This window comes from Gracilibacillus timonensis (genome assembly GCF_900086715.1).
Lineage (GTDB): Bacteria > Bacillota > Bacilli > Bacillales > Amphibacillaceae > Gracilibacillus > Gracilibacillus timonensis.
In genome coordinates this window covers 274,662-293,880 of sequence record NZ_FLKH01000009.1, presented here as the reverse complement: position 1 = coordinate 293,880, position 19,219 = coordinate 274,662, and the positions used below count along the sequence as shown (strand labels likewise).

At 41.7% G+C, this 19,219-nt stretch carries 18 protein-coding genes, 2 pseudogenes and 1 riboswitch; of the genes and pseudogenes, 6 read left to right on the top strand and 14 right to left on the bottom strand.

The window, feature by feature from the left end:
- Positions 1 to 130: 130 nt before the first annotated feature.
- The 6 genes from BN6556_RS03580 to wrbA form a co-directional block, all read right to left on the bottom strand.
- On the bottom strand, positions 131 to 886 hold the full coding sequence (locus tag BN6556_RS03580; protein WP_066187243.1) for a TatD family hydrolase: 756 nt from the start codon (positions 884 to 886) through the stop codon (positions 131 to 133).
- Positions 879 to 1,622 carry an ABC transporter ATP-binding protein gene (locus tag BN6556_RS03575; RefSeq protein WP_066187241.1) on the bottom strand — a complete coding sequence of 248 codons (744 nt, stop codon included), beginning with the start codon at positions 1,620 to 1,622 and terminating at the stop codon, positions 879 to 881. Before BN6556_RS03575 ends, BN6556_RS03580 begins: the two co-directional genes overlap by 8 nt.
- On the bottom strand, positions 1,619 to 2,377 hold the full coding sequence (locus tag BN6556_RS03570) for an ABC transporter permease (protein ID WP_066187238.1): 759 nt from the start codon (positions 2,375 to 2,377) through the stop codon (positions 1,619 to 1,621). Before BN6556_RS03570 ends, BN6556_RS03575 begins: the two co-directional genes overlap by 4 nt.
- Positions 2,378 to 2,429: 52 nt before the next feature.
- Positions 2,430 to 2,723 (bottom strand): thiamine-binding protein, encoded by a 294-nt coding sequence (locus BN6556_RS03565; protein ID WP_066187236.1) that lies wholly within the window; start codon positions 2,721 to 2,723, stop codon positions 2,430 to 2,432.
- Positions 2,724 to 2,775: 52 nt separating this feature from the next.
- Positions 2,776 to 3,762, bottom strand: coding sequence for an ABC transporter substrate-binding protein (locus BN6556_RS03560; protein WP_066187234.1), 987 nt, complete (start codon positions 3,760 to 3,762; stop codon positions 2,776 to 2,778).
- Between the two features lie 138 nt (positions 3,763 to 3,900).
- Positions 3,901 to 4,010, bottom strand: a riboswitch (TPP riboswitch).
- A 54-nt stretch (positions 4,011 to 4,064) separates the two neighbouring features.
- Positions 4,065 to 4,664 carry an NAD(P)H:quinone oxidoreductase gene (gene wrbA / locus BN6556_RS03555; RefSeq protein WP_066187233.1) on the bottom strand — a complete coding sequence of 200 codons (600 nt, stop codon included), beginning with the start codon at positions 4,662 to 4,664 and terminating at the stop codon, positions 4,065 to 4,067.
- A 224-nt stretch (positions 4,665 to 4,888) separates the two neighbouring features.
- Here wrbA and BN6556_RS03550 point away from each other — a divergent pair, with 224 nt between their 5' ends.
- Positions 4,889 to 5,647 (top strand): FixH family protein, encoded by a 759-nt coding sequence (locus BN6556_RS03550; RefSeq protein WP_066187229.1) that lies wholly within the window; start codon positions 4,889 to 4,891, stop codon positions 5,645 to 5,647.
- 87 nt (positions 5,648 to 5,734) lie between these two features.
- Here BN6556_RS03550 and BN6556_RS03545 read toward each other — a convergent pair whose 3' ends face one another.
- Positions 5,735 to 6,301, bottom strand: a complete 567-nt coding sequence (locus BN6556_RS03545; protein ID WP_066187228.1) for a TetR/AcrR family transcriptional regulator — start codon at positions 6,299 to 6,301, stop codon at positions 5,735 to 5,737.
- A 157-nt stretch (positions 6,302 to 6,458) separates the two neighbouring features.
- Between BN6556_RS03545 and BN6556_RS03540 the strand changes: the two genes are divergently transcribed.
- The 5 genes from BN6556_RS03540 to BN6556_RS03520 all read left to right on the top strand — a co-directional run bounded on the left by BN6556_RS03540 (position 6,459) and on the right by BN6556_RS03520 (position 10,767).
- Positions 6,459 to 7,394, top strand: coding sequence for a DsbA family protein (locus BN6556_RS03540; RefSeq protein ID WP_066187227.1), 936 nt, complete (start codon positions 6,459 to 6,461; stop codon positions 7,392 to 7,394).
- A gap of 2 nt (positions 7,395 to 7,396) precedes the next feature.
- The gene (locus BN6556_RS03535) at positions 7,397 to 7,705 is read left to right on the top strand and encodes a monooxygenase (RefSeq protein WP_066187225.1); all 309 of its coding nucleotides are present in this window, start codon (positions 7,397 to 7,399) and stop codon (positions 7,703 to 7,705) included.
- A 285-nt stretch (positions 7,706 to 7,990) separates the two neighbouring features.
- Complete coding sequence (gene guaC / locus BN6556_RS03530; RefSeq protein WP_066187224.1) at positions 7,991 to 8,965, top strand: GMP reductase; 975 nt, start codon at positions 7,991 to 7,993, stop codon at positions 8,963 to 8,965.
- 296 nt (positions 8,966 to 9,261) lie between these two features.
- Positions 9,262 to 9,774: a CueP family metal-binding protein gene (locus BN6556_RS03525; protein ID WP_066187223.1), complete on the top strand. Its 513-nt coding sequence runs from the start codon at positions 9,262 to 9,264 to the stop codon at positions 9,772 to 9,774.
- Positions 9,775 to 9,891: 117 nt separating this feature from the next.
- Positions 9,892 to 10,767, top strand: coding sequence for a Cof-type HAD-IIB family hydrolase (locus tag BN6556_RS03520; protein ID WP_066187220.1), 876 nt, complete (start codon positions 9,892 to 9,894; stop codon positions 10,765 to 10,767).
- A 23-nt stretch (positions 10,768 to 10,790) separates the two neighbouring features.
- On the opposite strand, the gene BN6556_RS03515 is transcribed toward BN6556_RS03520, so the two are convergent.
- From BN6556_RS03515 to tnpB, 7 genes and pseudogenes are all read right to left on the bottom strand, one after another.
- Positions 10,791 to 12,626, bottom strand: coding sequence for a beta-glucoside-specific PTS transporter subunit IIABC (locus BN6556_RS03515; RefSeq protein ID WP_066187219.1), 1,836 nt, complete (start codon positions 12,624 to 12,626; stop codon positions 10,791 to 10,793).
- A gap of 48 nt (positions 12,627 to 12,674) precedes the next feature.
- Positions 12,675 to 13,543, bottom strand: a pseudogene (gene licT / locus BN6556_RS03510) (BglG family transcription antiterminator LicT).
- 207 nt (positions 13,544 to 13,750) lie between these two features.
- Positions 13,751 to 15,190: a 6-phospho-beta-glucosidase gene (locus BN6556_RS03505; RefSeq protein ID WP_066187217.1), complete on the bottom strand. Its 1,440-nt coding sequence runs from the start codon at positions 15,188 to 15,190 to the stop codon at positions 13,751 to 13,753.
- Positions 15,191 to 15,249: 59 nt separating this feature from the next.
- Positions 15,250 to 17,100, bottom strand: a pseudogene (locus BN6556_RS03500) (beta-glucoside-specific PTS transporter subunit IIABC); the annotation flags it as partial.
- A gap of 100 nt (positions 17,101 to 17,200) precedes the next feature.
- On the bottom strand, positions 17,201 to 17,626 hold the full coding sequence (locus tag BN6556_RS22715; protein WP_316245307.1) for an IS66 family transposase: 426 nt from the start codon (positions 17,624 to 17,626) through the stop codon (positions 17,201 to 17,203).
- Positions 17,598 to 18,752 (bottom strand): IS66 family transposase, encoded by a 1,155-nt coding sequence (tnpC, locus tag BN6556_RS03495; RefSeq protein ID WP_316245306.1) that lies wholly within the window; start codon positions 18,750 to 18,752, stop codon positions 17,598 to 17,600. The genes BN6556_RS22715 and tnpC overlap by 29 nt, the downstream gene beginning before the upstream one ends.
- A gap of 66 nt (positions 18,753 to 18,818) precedes the next feature.
- Complete coding sequence (gene tnpB / locus BN6556_RS03490; RefSeq protein WP_205410304.1) at positions 18,819 to 19,169, bottom strand: IS66 family insertion sequence element accessory protein TnpB; 351 nt, start codon at positions 19,167 to 19,169, stop codon at positions 18,819 to 18,821.
- Between the last annotated feature and the right edge of the window lie 50 nt (positions 19,170 to 19,219).

Below are 19,219 nucleotides of genomic sequence, written 5' to 3'. Positions count from 1 at the left end.
TTATTTCCAACAAAATGCTTCGTATAACATCTTGATATAATGTTATTTCCTATTAATTAGCCCTTAAGAAATATTCCCTGGGTACCTCAACCCAGCTTTCCAGCGATTATGTTTAGCTTTCAGATGTTTGCTACAATTGATAAAACTCCACCGTGTTTCTAGTTAGTTGTTCACTGACTTCTTCCCATGGTAGTTGTTTTAACGTCGCGATCTGTTTGATGACTGCTTCTATCATATTCGGATGAGTCATTTGATCTTGAAAGGGTCCTTCAAAAGACCATGGTCCATCTGTTTCCGCCATCATTAATGCCAATGGATATCGTTTTACCAACTCCTGAATCTCTTGCTCGTAGCAGCAATCCGGTGTGATAGAAATTCGATACTTTTGTTCGATCATACGCTCTATTGTCGCTTCGGATCCCTTAAACCAATGGAAATGAGCCTTTTTAATCTGATGCTTGGCGAGTAGATCACATACAACATCCGCATCTTCATAAACAGCATGTAAGACAATGGGAAGTTGATAAGTACTTGCTTTTTCCATAAATGCTTCTAAAATCGCTTGATATGGCTGCAAATCCAGCTGAGGATTTTCCTGTCTTGTATAATAAGGAAGCCCAACCTCACCAACTGCCACCATATCTCGATAGTGCTGATCGATCCAATGCATGATATTTTGTAGCTCGTCCTTATTTGGCAGTGGCTGCTCTGGATGCCAGCCAAAAGCAGGATGCACAACATCATATTGCTGGGCTAACTGCCATACGTCTTTACAGCTTTGAAAATTATGGGAGACGGCAATCATGCCATCAACGGTTAAGCTGTCCAATAAGCGGCGACGTTCTTCTTCCTTGTACCAGTCTAAATGAATATGCGCATCAATCATCCAGTATCCCCCTTAACGTTTGATAAATAGATTTTTTTACTCGAAGAAACTCTTCACTTATGGTTAAAGCCTGGTCTCGCGGACGGGCGAAGTCGATCGTAAATTCATCCACTACCTGAGCTGGCTTCGATCCTAATACTAGAATTCGATCAGAAAGAAATATAGCTTCCTCAATATTATGTGTCACAAATAGGACGGATGGACGTTCTTCTTCCCAAATCGATAACAGCCATTTCTGCATCTCTAATCGGGTAAACTCATCCAATGCAGAGAATGGCTCGTCCAGACAGATAAATGACTGAGGACTCAACAAACTACGCACAAATGCTGCTCGCTGCTTCATTCCCCCTGACAGTTCATGGGGATACCGTTGGGCATACTCCTTCAAACCGGCACGTTCTAACATGGCCATCGCCTTGGTTCGGTCCGGTTTTCCCCATAACTCTGCTCCTAACCCTACGTTGTCCAAAATGGTCCGCCATGGAAAAAGAGAGGGTGTTTGCGGCATATAACTAATCGAACCTTTTTTACCTACAATATTGGTTTGATCTAGCAAAATACGGCCCTTCTCCGGGCGGTATAAGCCACCAATCAAATGAAAAATCGTGCTTTTCCCACTGCCAGATGGGCCGAGCAGAGATACAAACTCCCCTTCATGGACAGTAAAGGATAAATCATCTAAAACCGTTTGTGATCCAAATTGTTTGTGAATATGTTCTAAGGTTAAGGTACTCATGAGGCATCCTCCTGACTAGGGCGCCATTTCAAGGTCCATTTCTCTACTAATAAAATTAGACCGAAAAAGACCATACAAAACAGCATAATAAAGAAAATAGCCACAAAGACTCGATCGGTGCGAAACGATGACGAAGCCAAGGTCATATACACACCAATTCCATTCTTGGCACCGAGCCATTCAGAAATAACCGCTCCCATGACACTATAGGTAGCCGAAATCTTCAGCCCAGAAAACAGCTGAGGTAAGGCATTCGGCATTTCTAATTTGCTGAAGATTTGTCTTTTATTGGCGCCAGCCATCTTCATATAATGCATCAGTTCAGGGCTCGTTTGTCGTAATCCATCAATTAATGCAACGGTGATCGGAAAAAAACAAACAAGTATAATGATTAACAGTTTTGGCATCATACCAAAGCCAAACCAAATAACCAATAATGGTGCCAATACGATGATTGGTATATTCTGCGACATGATCAATAATGGGTAGATGGCTTCCTGCAGCCGTGGCAAGGTATGCAGTACAATCGCAATAAGAATTCCAATTGTTACACCAATGATAAAACCGCTCCCTGTTAACGTGACGGTAGATAACAAATGGTGGCGATAATTGGACCAGCTATCAATCGCCTCTTGAAAAATAGCGGTCGGTGCTGGTAATACCCAAGCTGGAAGCTGAAACCATCTACAGGCTGATTCCCAAACGAGTAATACGAATAAGATGACTATAAATGGTACAAATGCTTTTCTCCACATTACTTTTGCTCCTAACTAAACAGACCTGTTGATGAAGGATAGGACGATCCCTTCAGTCATATTTTTTTGTGAGTTCTTTCATTGAGGCCTGTTGATCTTTCCGTGAGTATACCTTGATTTGAGAGATCACGCTAGGACAATTCCGCTCATGCATCCGCTGGTTCATTTTTTCAATAACGGTAAACAGTTCTATCATATTCCCTTCCATCGTTGTTTCTAATGGACCCACTTGATACGGAATCCCTGCTTCCTCGATAACGGCAATTGCCTCGTCCACCAATGGGATAGAGTCTTCTCCATTCGGTGTCTTAGGGATAATTTGAATACTGACTAACGCTTCTGCCATTGCATATTCCTCCTTATTATTTTCCTGTTGATTTGACTTTTTGCACATGCTCTTATTTTGGTAAAAATTGATTAGTAAAGGCCTGATCAGCCTCCAGTTCTTGCTCTAATAATTCATTCTCATACATAAAATCGGCATAGTTCTGCCAAACCGTCTCGGACTGTTCGCCCCATCTTGCTGCATCGTCTTGATACTTAGGCGACAACCATTCTTGACTAGCTCTCACTAGTTCTTCATCAAGATCCGGGACGGCCTCAATCAAGATATCTGCCGCTTCGTCCGGGTTATCTATAGCAAATTGATAGCCTTTGCTAACGGCTGCGATAAATCGCTCGACTGTTTCTGGATTTTCTTCTATCATTTGTTCATTGGTAGAAATCACCGGCGTGTAATAGTCAAGGCGATCCGAATAATCGGTGAGATAGATCATATCGATCTCTTCTCCACGCAGCTCTGCCTCGATACCTGTCCAACCATAGAAAATCCAGGCAAAATCAACATCTCGTTCCACCGCTGTAAAAAAGTCGGTATTTCCTATATTCATAATATCTAATGACGCAACGGATTCTCCTTCTTGCTTCATTAAGGCATCCAATACGGCTTCCTCAACTGGCGCTCCCCAGCCACCATATGTTTTGCCGGCAAAATCCTTAGGAGAAGTAATTTCTTTATCAACGGGTGCAGCCAGACCAGAAGTATTATGTTGGATCACTGCGGCAATCGATACTAAAGGAATATCCTGTACCCTTGCTTCCGTGACAGCTTCCTGGTAGCTTACACCGAATTCGGCCTGTCCGCTTGCAACGGTCTGGTCCGCTCCAGCCTCACCTGGCATCACAATATCTACCGCCAAGCCTTCTTCTTCAAAATAACCTTCTGCTTCTGCCACATAGAGACCAGTATGATTGGTATTAGGTGTCCAATCTAACACAAAGGTTACCTCTTCCAATTCGGATTGACTATTGTCTTGGTTATCATCTGAGCCACAACCAACTAATACGAACAATAAACTTACAAAAACCATGATGCATTTCTTCACTGTATGTCCCCCCTATTTTTTGAAAAGCATGCCCTGATTCGTTAACGGTGGGCACAGGGAAACACCGATGATCTGCACATTTTCGCTAATTAAAAACACCCTAGACTTATTAGCCTAGGGTGCATACATGGTCAGATTCGGATTATCTTGTATGTTCCCTACGCTGGTCTCAGCCAGATCAGGTTCTAAGAGTCGGCATCTTGCGGATACCATCTCAACCAGCAACACTGGTCCCCCTACATGTCTTTTCATTTGTCTTCCTCTACTTTGACATAATCACCTGCTTGATGCAAGTGAAAAAACTACTGATTTAATTTGGTTGCCACTTCTAATACCCGACGTGCTTGGTGTTTGACGGCTTCTTGCACATCTTCTACCATGGAACCATCTTCCTGACTTTGCGTGACACTTGCTCCATACGGATTCCCGCCGGAAGTATAAGCAGAGGCGTCTGTATATCCAGGTGTGACAATAATGGCGCCCCAATGCATCATAGAAGTATAGAAGTTTAATAGTGTTCCTTCATGACCTCCGTGAGGGTTGGAAGCGGAAGACATCGCCGTTACTACTTTATTGGCTGTCTTTCCTTGAGCCCATAGCCCACCTTGTATGTCAATAAATTGTTTGATTTGAGAAGGCATGTTACCAAAACGAGTCGGCATGCTGAAAATAATAGCGTCAGCCCACAAGATATCCTCTGAGGTTGCTAGCGGCACGTCTTGCGTTTCTTTATAGTGTTTTTCCCAGGCCGGGTTTTGTGCAATGGCAGCTTCTGGTGCTGTCTCAGCAACACGTACTACCTTTGCTTCTGCCCCTGCTTCTTGGACCGCTTCTTCCGCCCATTTGGCCATCTGATGATTGATTCCTGTTGAACTATAGTATACAATTGCTACGTTTGTCATGGTGTCTATACTCCTTTATATGATTTCTAATTTGTCTATTTAAACGAGACGCTACATATCTTATCAAGCAATTATCTTTAAATCAAGATAATTGCTTACCATGAACATTCAAAGGTTGATATGGAGCACACTGAAATAAATTGTCACACATTATTCATTGCATATGAAGCAGCAAAACAGTATATTAACCTTATGATGCACTTATCAACATGGGAGGAAAATCAATGAAAAGGTTTCTATTTGTAATCGTTTTAGGGGTACTTTTGACGGCTTGCGGTAATACAGATGAGGAAGAGACAACGCAAGCTGAAGAAGAGTTAAAAAGTATAAGCGTAGATTTTGAACTGCCGGAAGAAGCAGAAGTTGGAGAAACGGTAACACTCGTTTCTACTGTAACCTATGGTGAGGATGAATTAGTTACAGATGCCCAGGAAATGAACTATGAGTATTGGCATGTAGAAGATGAGGAGAATACAGTAACTGTCGAATCAACAAATAATGAAGATGGCACCTATTCGGCTGAAGTTGTCTTCGAACAGCCTGGCACCTATGAAATATATGCACACACAACGGCAAAAGATATACACAGTATGCCTTTAGAATCCATTACGATCAACGGAGAAGCTTCTGATACGCATGAAGAAGCTGCAACCCATGAACATGAAGACGGTGAGCACGAACATGCCAATGATTTTGAGATTGCGGTCGAGGAACCGACAGATGTCTCTGTGAATGAAGAGGTAGCTTTGACTTCCGAGCTAAGTCTGGATGGCAGTGCCTATGAAGGAGCACGTGTCCGTTATGAAATTATCCCTGAAGGAAGTGAGAATCATGAGTGGGTGGAGGCTGAAGAGACGGAACAAGGCATCTATCAAGCCACTCATACTTTTACAGAAGCGGTCCACCATGATATCGTCGTACATGTGAATGGTGACAATGATTTACATGAGCACACCGAATTTATGGTGCATGTGAACGAATAAATCATTCCTTGTAATAGAAAAGCAGGCTAACCTTGTATATGGACAAGCCTGCTTTTCTCATTGAAAAATCACCTATCCTATCTTTCCTCATTCCTTTTTACTGCCCAATGCTCTGGTAATACATGCGAGGACCGGTTGAATAAATGCTTCCGGCCCTATATGTTGACCTGACTTACCCCATTCGACAGAGGCGCCATAGATCCCCCAGGTAAACATCGCCGCCGTAGTCCTTAGATCTTTCTCTTCTACTGTCTGCTGTTGCTTTACTAACAAACAATAAAAAATAATCTCCAATTGTTCTCTAATAATTTTCGCAATGATATCTTCATAGCCTCGATGGCAGCGATTCGATAACGAACGTTGAAAATTAGTAATCGCCTTAAAGATTTGCACACAACTTTCTTCATTTAATTCGTTATGTTGATAATCTTCCTTGTTCAATTCAATAAATAGCACTTCAGATAGTGCCTTGTCCAATAAATCATAAATATCTTCAAAATGATAATAAAAAGTGGTGCGATTAATCTTCGCTTCATTGGTAATATCCTTCACCGTTATATCCTTAAACTCTTTCTGAGCGGATAATTCAATAAAGGCATCCAGAATCCACCGCCGGGTTCGTTCTATGCGAGGATCTGTCTTTGATTGGGTCATCGCTGATCCCTCCATCTATTTTTTCGACAATTGTCTGGTTCTGTTGTATAAACGACATTTTACACAAACTATTGATGTGAATCATTATTAGTATGTAATAAAATAGGCTTATGAGCAACTCATCCAACCTTTTTTATAGATAAGGAGGAGGAACAAAATGAAAGATCGTAACCAAATGATTTGCGATATCGAAACAGGGATTTGTGGAATAGCGGACGAGGCGGAAACGGAGATAATCAACCTTAACCAACCTAAAAAATCCGTACAGCTATACTATGTCACAGATCCAATATGTTCTCACTGCTGGGCACTTGAACCAGTCCTGCGCCGTTTCACAGAACAATATGGCGAATATTTTCATTTTCAAACGGTCATGGGCGGACTATTGGAAAAATGGCATGACGGTCCCATCGATCCTAAAAATGGTATTTATAAACCAGCGGATGTCGTCCCACATTGGAAAGAAGTAGGTGAAAATGCCAGAATGCCCATCGATGGCAGCTTAATGGCAGACAACCCTGTACAGTCATCCTACCCGCCATCTCGTGTATTTAAAGTGATTCAACAAGAATATAATGAATCACTCGCCGAACAATTTTTACGCCGGGCTCGGGAAGCTCTGTTTGTCTTTAATCAAAACATTGCAGAACCAGCTGTGATGACAGAGATCGTCCATCAGCTCGGATTAGATGGCACAACCATTTTTCAAAAGGTAGATCAGCCACTTGGCCAACAATTATTGCAAGACGACTTTACCCTTGCTGCCAAATTAGGGGTTAGAGGTTTTCCTTCTATCATTATGGTTAATGAAGAAAATCAAGGTGTAAAAATTGCTGGAACCCGTCCTTTACAAGCCTACATCGATGGATTAAAACAAGTGTTGGATACAGAAGACCTGTCCGCCAAGCAATCGCCATCCCTTGCCTCTTTGCTGCAAAAGGAACAACTACTGTTTGCCAAGGAAATAGAGGTCATGTACGACCTGGAACCAGCTGAACTGGACCTTTTTATTGAAAAGGAACTGGCTTCCCAAGCATATAAAATCGATAAAATATTTGGAGAATTTTATCTTACCTGGAATGGAGGAGTATAATCATGGCATATATTTTACAAGTCGACTTTCCCATGAATGGACCTTTTGGAGAAGAAATGGTTGAAACTTTTGCCGGTTTGGCAGAGAGTATCAACCAGGAAGAAGGCTTTATATGGAAGGTGTGGACAGAGAATCCGGAAACAAAGGAAGCGGGTGGAATATACCTTTTTGAAACACGAGAAACAGCTAAGAAATATATCGATATGCACATGAACAGATTGGCGGGCTTTGGCATCATTGATGTCCGCAGCAGAATCTTTGCAGTCAATGACCAGCTTACCAGTATCACCGGCGGACCGTTGCAGCGCTAAGCAGATCTAGCATGGACTCTATCTTTATCGAGGGAGTCCATTTTTCGATGGAAGAGCTTGTCAAAAAGCCTAATAAAAAAGGACGCATCGAATTTCTGCGTTACAACAGGACGTTGCAGTTTTAGTCGACGTGTCTCTTTATCGAACTTTTTGAACGCGAATCGGAAGGATCACTATTTATCATAATCCGCTTTCTTGACTTTTTTTCTTATCTATATTATATTACATAAGGCGAATATTTTTTGCCTTTTTCATAAATTTTGTTCGTTTTTAGAGGTGAAAACAGTGGAAAATGTATTTGATTATGAAGATGTACAGCTAGTTCCCGCAAAATGCATGGTAGAAAGTCGAAGTGAATGTGATACATCGATTCGATTTGGTAAACATACTTTTCGCTTGCCCGTAGTACCAGCTAACATGCAAACGATTATGGATGAAAAAATTGCTACCTATTTAGCGGAAAATAATTATTTCTATATTATGCACCGATTTGAACCAGAGACAAGGAAGCAATTTATTCAACAAATGCAGGAGAGAAAATTAATCGCTTCCATTAGTGTTGGTATCAAACCAGAAGAATACACATTTGTAGAAGAGCTTGCTGCAGAAGGACTTGTGCCAGAATATATAACTATTGATATTGCCCACGGGCATTCCAACGGTGTAATCCAGATGATTCAACACCTAAAAACCCATCTGCCGGACAGTTTTGTCATTGCAGGCAATGTTGGCACCCCTGAAGCAGTGCGTGAGTTAGAGAATGCAGGAGCCGACGCAACCAAAATCGGTATCGGTCCAGGTAAGGTTTGTATCACAAAAATAAAAACAGGTTTCGGTACGGGAGGCTGGCAATTAGCTGCCTTAAGATGGTGTGCCAAAGCAGCCACTAAGCCTATTATCGCTGATGGTGGCATTCGTACCCATGGTGATATCGCCAAATCGATTCGTTTTGGCGCCTCCATGGTCATGATCGGTTCTTTATTTGCTGGTCATGAGGAATCTCCAGGTGAAACCATTGAAGTAAACGGTCAGCTGTATAAAGAATATTTCGGCTCTGCCTCCGAGTTCCAAAAAGGAGAACGCAAAAACGTCGAAGGTAAAAAAATGCATGTTGAGCACAAAGGCTACTTGCAAGATACCTTAACAGAAATGGAACAAGATTTGCAATCTGCTGTTTCCTATGCCGGTGGAAAGACACTTGCCGCTATTGGCACGGTGGATTATGTTATTGTGAAGAATTCCATCTTTAATGGTGACTGATAAACAGGAGCGCATCTAACTTTAGGTGCGCTTTTTCTATGGGATATTTGAAGTGACTGTCTGAGACGGTTGAACGCTTTTCTTGACGGTTTTGCTCGTTTTCCCGACGGTTCCAGTCATTTTCCTGACGGTTTTACTTAAATCCCTGACCGTTTATCACTTTTTCCGGACGATTTTATATGATGTCAACTACACGCGCCATTCTTCCACCCACTTTCTACAATTTTGTGAAGTCCTCCTTTTTTCATAACAGCGTGCTATAATGGAGGCAGTATTCTATATAAGGTGGTGTCTTTTTGAAAAAGCGAATAACCATGCTGTCTTTTTTCCTCCTCTTGATCTTAGCTTCGTGCAGCAATAACGACGATACAACTGCGGAAACAGATATTAAATCATTGATTCATGATTACAGTACAGACCAACGTACTGCTGTTAACGCGTCGGTTGATGCGACGCATTTAACCGTGGAAGAAGATAGCGAACAAGCCCAATATGAATTACCTGAAGATGAATTCTTTGTTTCTATTGCTCCCTATGTTCACACGACGCATCCTTGTACATTTCATAGCTTGACAGGGTGTCAAAGCGAGTTGACGAATGCCACGTTTGATGTCTATATTGAAGATACCGATGGCAATGTCATTCTTGATGATACGATAGAATCCTTTGACAATGGCTTTATTGATCTATGGCTGCCAAGAAACCAAACTTTCGACGTAACGATTACTTTCGAAGATAAACAAACAGAGGCAACGATATCCACATTTGAAGATGATGCTACCTGTATTACAACGATGCAGCTTGTATAACACTTCTGTCGTTTGATAACTACTGAAAAAAAGGGATCATTCAGTATCTGTCACAACATTTTTTTGTCATTTTGTTGTATGATAATAAAGACAGAATCAAACGTAATGGAGGACCCTATGAGATTAATTGCAACAGATTTAGACGGCACATTATTAAATGAATTTCACGAAATCAGTGAGGCAAATAAAGAGGCAATTATGGAAGCAAAAAAACGAGGAATCGAGGTTATGGTGGCTACTGGTCGTTCCTATAGCGCAGCCAAAAAACCATTGGAAAACGCTGGGCTTACTTGTCCCATTCTTTGCCTTAATGGAGCAAAAGTATATCTAGAGAATGGTGATGTATTCTCCTCTGCACCGATGACCAAAAAAACATGTACGCAAATTCAAGCGATCTGCGAAACACATGGCATTTACTTCGAGGCATTCACGAATCAAGGTGGATTCGCAAAGGATAGAGAAGCATTCATTGAAGTAATGGTGGACATAGGAGCTACCGCCTTTCCTCATTTGAATAAAAAAGAGATAAGAGCGATGGCGACGAATCGTTTTCAAGAAGAAGAGATTACGATTATCGATGACTTTACCGCACTATTTAACCAAAAAGAGATGGAGGTCTATAAAATTTTAGCCTTTTCATTAGATAATGACATACTGCGGGAGGTCCAACATCACTTCGCCGATGGTCAGCAAGTAGCCGTCACCTCTTCAGGAGAATCCAATTTAGAATTCAACCATCCCCTAGCACAGAAAGGGATCGCTCTTGCTTCCTATACGGAAAAACAAGGGATCGACATGTCAGAAGTGATGACGATTGGTGATAACTATAATGATCTCTCCATGTTAAAAATGGCTGGGCGTGGTGTTGCCATGGGAAATGCCGCTCCTGATATTAAGGCGGCCTGTGATTATGTGACCGTCTCTAACAAGGAAAACGGCGTCGCTTCCGCAATAAAAACGATGCTAGCTGAAACGAAAATAAACCATCCATAATGATATGGGTGGTTTATTCATGCTCATTTGATAACCGTCATTAGCCGCTCTTCGCATATAATGTTCTCTTCTTCCGTGATGAGCAGTTCCATAAACTGATCACTATTCGTAATAATAACTGGTGTTACCATGTCATAGCCTGCCTCCGTAATACCTGAGATATCGAAGGAGCCGATTGTTTCTCCTTGACGAACGCTATCTCCGGTTTGTACCTCCATGGAAAAGAATGTTCCATCTAATTGGACGGTACCTATACCTAGATGAATGAATAACTGTACCCCCTCATCTGATGTCATTCCAATGGCGTGATGAGTGGGAAACAACGAGGTCACGGTCCCTGAAATGGGTGATTGCAACACCCCATTGATCGGGATAATCGCTACTCCTTCCCCGATCGCTCCGGATGAAAAGATTGCGTCATCCACCTCAGATAACGGAACCACCGCTCCATTTAAAGGACTGGCTATCTCTATTTTCGCTAATTTCGTCGTCGTTTGCTCGGTTGCTTGATTGTTGTCATCAAGGGTTATGGTCTGTTCTTTGGTTACGCTAAATAAAAAAGTTAATATAGTTGCCAGACCAAAACTGCTGATAATGGCTAACAAAAATAAGCCGAACCCTTCACCTAAAAAAACCGGTAATGCAGGCAACCCTGGTAAGGAAGCTCCTTTGGCTGCTGTGCCAGCAAATCCTACCACTCCACCACCAACGGCACCTGCCGCACAGCCAATAAAAAAAGGCCGTTTTAAACGAAGGTTGATCCCGTAAATAGCAGGCTCTGTTACACCGAGTAAACCAGAAAAACTGGCGGGACCTGCTAAACGCTTTTGCTTTTTATCTTTTGTCCTTAACCACACACCAAATGTCGCGCCTGCTTGACTAAACACGGCAGGGGCTAACATTGCTGTAAATGTATCTGATCCAAAATAGCTAAGGTTATTAAAGGCAATCGGAACAAGCCCCCAGTGCAATCCAACAATCACTAATATTTGCCAAAAGAAGCCAATCAGTATCCCAGCAAGTATGGCACTATTCTCATAGATGACCATATAGCCCGTTGCAATATGGTCACCCAACAGCAAACCAATAGGACCAAATATAAGAATGGAAGCAGGAACCATAAGCGCAATCAGTAATAAGGGAGTTACAAAGGTTTGGAGTGTAGGTGACAGCCAGCCATTCAACACATGTTCCAATTTGGCCAACATATAAACAGCAATAATAATTGGAATAACACTTGTAGCATAGTTGGTAACAATAATCGGGATTCCCAAGAATGAAAGATCCCCTTGTTCTTGAAAAATTTCACTTAGCTCAGGATATAACAAGGCTCCAGCGACTACAACCGCAACAATCGGGTCTGCATCAAATTTTCTGGCGGCAGTAAAAGCCAGCAGCATGGGAAGGAAATAAAATAAGCTATCCGAGGCAGCGTGAAACACTTGATAGGTCCCTGACTGTTCATGGAGCAGATCAAGGTTTAAACACAACAGAAGCAGACCTTTAAGAATCCCTGCCCCTATTAATGCGCTTAATAAAGGCATAAATATCCCTGAAATGGTATCTACCGCCTTATCAAACCAGTTGCGTTTTTGTTGTGATGTGGTATTATCAATTGGAAATTGTTTGATAATCTCTCGATAAATAGCATTCACTTCATTGCCGATCACCAATTGAAATTGGCCGGCAATAAAGATTGTTTGAATCACACCTGGTAATTGATGGATAGCTGATTTATTGATTTTATGTTTATCCTTTACGGTAAAACGAAGTCTCGTTGTACAATGTACTAACGAAAGTACATTGGCTTCGCCTCCTATATGGTGGATAATCTCTTTGGCTAATTGTTGTTTATCCATTCTCCCATCACCTTACCTATTCTTTTCCATCCTTGTTTTTCAAGGCTTTTATATACGGCTTGTCACCCGTTGGATATGTAGAGTTAAGTAGATTTTTTCATCATCACCAATCGTCCATTGGTATTCCTTTTCAATATATTTGGAAATTTTTTCACTACAACATATTTGGAAATTTTTTCACTACAACGATAAGCCTCTGGATACTTCTTTTTTACCTGATCCATCAGAAAAGCATCGGTTGGTTGATTTTTTATGGTTTCCTGACGGGCAAAACGTAAGGCAAAAAAACGAAGATGGGTCAAAAAGCGATCATAGTTTACAGAAAACTCATCTAGTGTTACTTGGTAATGATATTTCACGATCGTTAATATATTGTTCACCATTTTCGTTACCTGAATAGCCTCGTCTATATTATTGCCGCTTAGTTGACTGTTTACCAAATGAAGGGCGATAGCAGCTGCCTCATCGTCTGCAAACCTGACACTGGTAGCGTTCTCAATAATATCTAACGCATGTAAAGCAACTTGAAATTCCTTTTTATAATATTTGCGAATTTCCCACTGCATAGGGTTTTTCAATTCTATCCCTTTATTATAACGACTAATGGCAAAGTGTAAGTGATCTGTCAAGGCAATGTAAAGATAATCATCTAATGGGTAAGACAGTTGCGATCTGGCATATTGTAGAATTTTATCTGCCAATTCCAAGTATTGTTCTGGTGTTTCTTTTAATAATTCCACCAGTTTATCGGAGACAGATTGATCTCCCAGCTTAAATATCTTTTCGATTTTACCCTCATCAATCGATTGACCGACCTTTTTTTGAAAAGCCAGCCCTCTTCCCATTACAACCACTTCTTGACCTTGATTGTTTTGTGATTGCACGACATTGTTATTTAGTATTTTCGATATTTTCATCATAAGAATCCAACCCTTATTCCTTATTTAACAATGGCAATATGCGTCACTTTAACAAAAAAATAATGTACTATTATTCTAACATAATACAGGACACTTCCTTAGTATAAGTTTAAAATCTCTTCCTTTCTGTTACATAAGATGCTGAGTGTACCTGTTGGTGTACACACAGCATCTTATTCTCTGGTATTTCTACAATGAAGGTGTTTAGGTTAAACTTTCTCCATTACTTTGGATCACCTGCTTATACCAGTTAAAGCTTTTCTTAGGGGTTCTTGCTAAGCTGCCAATACCTTGATTATCGCGATCAACATAAATATAACCATACCGCTTTTTCATTTCACCGGTGCTGGCACTAACAATATCAATGGGCCCCCAGCTGGTATAGCCGATCATCTCTACACCATCTTGGATAGCTTCATGCATCGCCCTGAAATGAGAGGCTAAATAATCGATGCGATAATCATCTTCCACATATCCATCATCATCGAGCTGGTCTATCGCACCAAGTCCATTTTCGACAATAAACAATGGCTTTTGATAACGGTCATACAATTGATTGGCGGTAATCCGCAGTCCTTTCGGGTCAATCGTCCATCCCCATTCCGAGGCTGTCAAATAAGGATTACTTACCGAACCAAACACGTTTCCTTCTGTTATGTTCTGTAGCACTTCTTCATCTGTACTTGTGCATCGGCTGGAGTAATAACTAAAACCAATATAATCAACGGTATGTGCAGCAAGAAGCTCCTCATCACCTGTCTCCATTTCAATCGTCAGCTGGTTATCTTGAAAAAAGCGTTTCGCATAGCCAGGATATTTCCCACGTGATTGCACATCAATAAAGAAAAAGGATTCCCGGTCCATCTCCATCGCTGCCCAAACATCATCAGGATTAGGCGTATAAGAATAAGCCATTCCTGCTGCTAACATACAGCCGATCTGGGCATCGGGAATAATCTCATGGCAAGCCTTCACTGCCAAGGCACTGGCGACCAATTGGTGATGGGCCGCTTGATACAAAACCTGTTCACGATGATCTTCTTCACTAAGTACGATCCCCGCCCCCATAAAAGGAAGGTGCAGCAGCATATTAATTTCGTTAAACGTCATCCAGTACTTCACCTTATCCTGATAACGAGTAAAAATCGTGCGCACGTATTTTTCATAAAGCTCGATCATTTTTCGATTTTTCCAACTGCCGTATTGCTCGACTAAGGCAACTGGAACATCAAAATGACAAGTGGTAACCACAGGTTCGATATTATATTTGTGCATTTCATCAAACAGATCGTCGTAAAATTGCAACCCTGCTTCATTTGGTTCTTTTTCTTCACCGGTAGGAAAAATGCGTGCCCAAGCAATCGATACGCGCAAGCATTTAAAACCCATTTCAGCAAACAAGGCAATATCTTCTTTGTAATGATGATAGAAATCAATCGCTTGATGAGACGGATAAAAAAGGTCATCCTTAGGCTTAAAGGAATCTATATGCCCTTTCATATAGTTCCAGCGCTCTGGACCTGTTGGCAATAAATCAACCGTTGTTAATCCTTTACCATCAGCCTGGTAGGCACCCTCTACTTGATTGGCTGCAAGGGCACCTCCCCATAAGAAACCTTCCGGAAATGTTCTCTTTTGCTTCATGTTTAACCTCCTGCCAGCCATTATCATTATCATAAGTATGATAATGGCGGTATTATTATTTATGCCTCTTCGTTGGTTAAAGTAAGCAATTCATCCTTGGTCGTTACTTCATCATCAACCAACACAATCATGGAATGATATTTATCTGGATTCGTTACAATCACGGGTGTAGTGACTGGATAGCCTGCCTGTTTAATTTGTTCCACATCAAATTCAATCAGGGTTTCTCCGGTTTTCACCGTATCCCCTTGTGCAACAAAACCTTTGAAAAACTCACCATTTAAGTTGACCGTATCCATTCCCACATGAATTAATAACTCCGTGCCATATTCGGAAGTTATGCCAATCGCATGCTTGGTCGGAAAAAAGGCTGTTACAGTCCCGTTGACTGGTGATACTACTTTTCCTTCTATCGGTTCGATAGCAACCCCTTTACCCATTAGACCAGAAGCAAATGTCTCATCTTCTATAGTAGATAGCTCTTTAATATGTCCTGTTAATGGACTAGCTATCATTTCCGTATCTACTGCTTTTGCTCCATTATCTGTTGTTCCTGTTTGTGCATCATTTGTAGTTTTTTCTGTTGTTGAATCATCTTTCCATCCAAAGAAATAAGTGAGCAGGAAGCCTAATATAAAGGCCACTATAATCGCTATAATAGCACCCCAGAAAGACATATCCATGCCATCTGGGCCAATCATGGAAGGAATCATAAAGATACCTAAGCCACCCATGACGAAAATCTTGGAACCGAAAAATCCGAGCAAACCACCGCCAACAGCTGCGGCTACACAACTTAAAATAAACGGTCGTTTTTGTGGTAAGGTAATCCCATAAATTGCTGGTTCCGTGACCCCGAACACTCCAGAAATAAAGGCTGGAATACTAAGTGTTTTGATACTTTGTTGACTCGTCTTCAGCCAAACGCCTAAAACTGCACCAATTTGTGCAAACGAAGCAGCAAACATCATCGCAAGAATCGGATCATAACCGAGGGATCCTATATTTGTAAACGCAAGTGGAATCAATCCCCAATGCAGACCAAAAATAACCAGTACTTGCCAAAAACCTCCGACAACAAATCCTGCCACGATCGGACTTAGTTCAAAGGCATAATTAGCCCCAGATCCAATCATATTAGCTGCCCATGTAGCGATAGGACCAATGATAAGAAAGGTTAATGGAATAATAACTAAAAAAGTACAAAATGGTACCAAGAATGTTTTGACTACATCCGGTATCGTTTTTCGGAAAAATTTCTCGATTTTCGACCCAAAAAACGTGGCAATAATAATCGGAATAACCGACGTAGAATAAGTCATTAATATAACTGGAATACCTAGGAATTCAATAAATACCGGTGATTCAAAAACGGTACCAGCAAACAACGTATACAGCGGCTCACCGGCATCAGGTGCGGAGTAAGCCTCCATAGTCGGATAAACTAGTGCGGCCCCAATGACCATCCCCATAAATGGGGTTCCACCAAACTTCTTCATGGCCGTATAACCTAAGAAAATCGGGAAGAAATAAAAGAAGGCATCGCCAATCGCATTGAGAATTTGGTACGTTCCTCCTTCTTCCGTTACCCAGCCTAATGATAAGAACAAAGCATTAAAACCTTTAATCATACCAGTAGCTGCTAACACACCTAATACAGGTGTAAAAATACCAGCAACCACATCTACAAATCGGTCAAGCAGACTGCCTTTTTCTTCATCTTCATCATTTTCGTTTTGACTGTCTGCTTGAAAACCTCCAATTGCTACTACATCGGCATACACATCTGCCACATGGTTACCGATAACTACTTGATATTGCCCACCACTTTTCATCACGGTAACGACACCATTCATGTTTTTCAGCACTTCTGTGTTTGCTTTACTTTCATCCTTTAGCTTAAAGGTAAGCGATCAATACTCAAGTGTATAGAAAAATCCCCAACCCTGCGATAAACTGTTCTAGAAAGAGGAACAGAAGGGTTGGGGAGATTTATCCTTATTTCTTGTTTCATGGCTTTGGCAGCGTTCTTTCCTGGCAACGTTCTTTGACGTGGGAACGCCATGGCAAATAAGCCTTCCAATCTTCCTCATTGGCTAAGGTGGGAAGGTTAGGAAGTTCTTCGAGTAAATAAGTGATATATTTTTCGGGAACGAGGTTATTTTGTTTCGCTGTTTCGATGATACTCATGATAATCGCAGCGGCTGTCGCTCCTTCATAGGTGGCGCTGAATAACCAGTTTTTTCTTCCCATCACGAAGGGTTTGATGGCGCGTTCGGCTCGGTTGTTATCAAGCGCTAGTTTCGCATCTTTCAAGACCGTGCGAAACGTGGACTCGTATGTCAAAGCATACTGTATCGCTTCGCCTAACTTGCTGCCGGATAAAGGATCTTGTTCCCGTAACCAATCAAAAAAGGCATCCATTTTGGGTTTCAAGATGGTTTGGCGTTTCNTCCAGCCTTTCCTCATCGGATAGTTTGGACCACGCGCGCTCATACGTGAAGAATTGGTCACACCTCTCGGCTGCTTGTCGACTCAACGCATCGGCGGGACAATCCTTTGGCATCGCGTCTATGAATTTGCGACGAACATGCGCCCAACACCCGACCAACTCTACGTTAGAAAGGGCTTGATAAGCTTTCCACATATCACAATGGATGTACCCTTTATACGTACCAAGAAAGCTTTGAGCGACATGGGCTCCCCGACTTGGATCGTGATGATAGAGCGTGATCGGCTTTTCACTATGTTTGGCGCTTAAAAAGGTCCAAAAATGCGTATTCACGGTATCACTTTCCAACACCCGATACGTTGTTTCATCGGCATGTAACATCGGCTGTTGAAGTAGCGTGTCTTTCAACAGTTGATAAAAAGGGGCTAAATAATACTCCGACACTCGTATATGCCAATTGGCAATTTGTTGGCGCGTAATGGGTAAACCAATGCGGTGCCAACCTTTTTCTTGACGATAGGCAGGTACTTTTAACTCAAATTTCTGATGCATCGACTGGGCAATAATCGAAGCAGAACCCAAGCTATTATCGATAGGCGCTTTGGGAACTGGTGCTTTGATAATCTTATCTTCTGGCCCTTGTTTGGAACAGGCTGCGCACTTATAAGCGTGTTGGTAGTGCACTTGTCGTTGAAGCTTGGCAGGAAGGTAAATGACTTCTTCTCGCACGGCATAGCTCCCGATGGCGTCCAACGTTGCCTCACACGTGGGGCAAGTACAGGCTTCTCCCTCCAGTCGATGGTGAACAGGCTGCTCCGGAAACTGGTCTAAAATGGCTTTTTTTCTGCCTTTTGTTTTCTTCCGTTTCGCGGTAACCTCCTCGATGTCCTCTTCCACGATAGGAGGGGCTTCTGGTGCATCAAAGAAGGTGAGTTGATGATCAGGAGGTAGTGTTTCTTTGGATTTACCGAAGATTTTTTGGGTGAGGTAAGCGACTTGTTCCCGCAACAATGTCAGCTCATTCGCTTGTTGAGCGAGCTGAGCTGTTAATTGTTCGATTTGTTTCACTTGTGCTTCGTTGATTTTTAGTAATGTCTCCTCGGGACTCATACGCGTTTCTCCCTTTTATTTTCTAACTATATTATACCATAAAAGGGATATAAAAGCACTCTTTATTTAATAAAAGGCGCGAGAAGAAGCGATTTGTATCGGTGGATCAATCGAAAAACCACGGAGTAGCCAATCCACTTGTTGACTGGTCAGTTCCCGGGCTTCTTTGGTCGTTCGAGGCCATTTTAATTGCCCATTTTCAAACCGTTTATATAACAGCCAGAAACCTTCTCCATCCCAATGCAACATCTTGAAGCGATCCTGCTTGTTTCCACAAAAGAAAAACAACGCTTCTTGAAAAGGATCTAAATGGAATTGGGATTGCACCGTATAAGCCAACGAATCAATCCCATACCGCATGTCTGTTTTTCCACATACAATATAAAACCCTTTCGCTTGCTTTAAATTAACAATCAAATAGAAAAACCTCCTGTATCTTTGTCTTACCATAAGTGTATAGGAGGTGA

Excerpts from the sequence above, each read along its gene's own strand:
- BN6556_RS03540 (WP_066187227.1), top strand. The coding sequence starts at position 6,459 with ATGAAAGATCGTAACCAAATGATTTGCGATATCGAAACAGGGATTTGT.
- BN6556_RS03565 (WP_066187236.1), bottom strand. The coding sequence starts at position 2,723 with ATGGCAGAAGCGTTAGTCAGTATTCAAATTATCCCTAAGACACCGAAT.
- BN6556_RS03545 (WP_066187228.1), bottom strand. The coding sequence starts at position 6,301 with ATGACCCAATCAAAGACAGATCCTCGCATAGAACGAACCCGGCGGTGG.
- BN6556_RS03570 (WP_066187238.1), bottom strand. The coding sequence starts at position 2,377 with ATGTGGAGAAAAGCATTTGTACCATTTATAGTCATCTTATTCGTATTA.
- BN6556_RS03520 (WP_066187220.1), top strand. The coding sequence starts at position 9,892 with ATGAGATTAATTGCAACAGATTTAGACGGCACATTATTAAATGAATTT.
- BN6556_RS03505 (WP_066187217.1), bottom strand. The coding sequence starts at position 15,190 with ATGAAGCAAAAGAGAACATTTCCGGAAGGTTTCTTATGGGGAGGTGCC.
- BN6556_RS03515 (WP_066187219.1), bottom strand. The coding sequence starts at position 12,626 with ATGGATAAACAACAATTAGCCAAAGAGATTATCCACCATATAGGAGGC.
- BN6556_RS03535 (WP_066187225.1), top strand. The coding sequence starts at position 7,397 with ATGGCATATATTTTACAAGTCGACTTTCCCATGAATGGACCTTTTGGA.
- BN6556_RS03575 (WP_066187241.1), bottom strand. The coding sequence starts at position 1,622 with ATGAGTACCTTAACCTTAGAACATATTCACAAACAATTTGGATCACAA.
- BN6556_RS03550 (WP_066187229.1), top strand. The coding sequence starts at position 4,889 with ATGAAAAGGTTTCTATTTGTAATCGTTTTAGGGGTACTTTTGACGGCT.
- BN6556_RS03580 (WP_066187243.1), bottom strand. The coding sequence starts at position 886 with ATGATTGATGCGCATATTCATTTAGACTGGTACAAGGAAGAAGAACGT.
- wrbA (WP_066187233.1), bottom strand. The coding sequence starts at position 4,664 with ATGACAAACGTAGCAATTGTATACTATAGTTCAACAGGAATCAATCAT.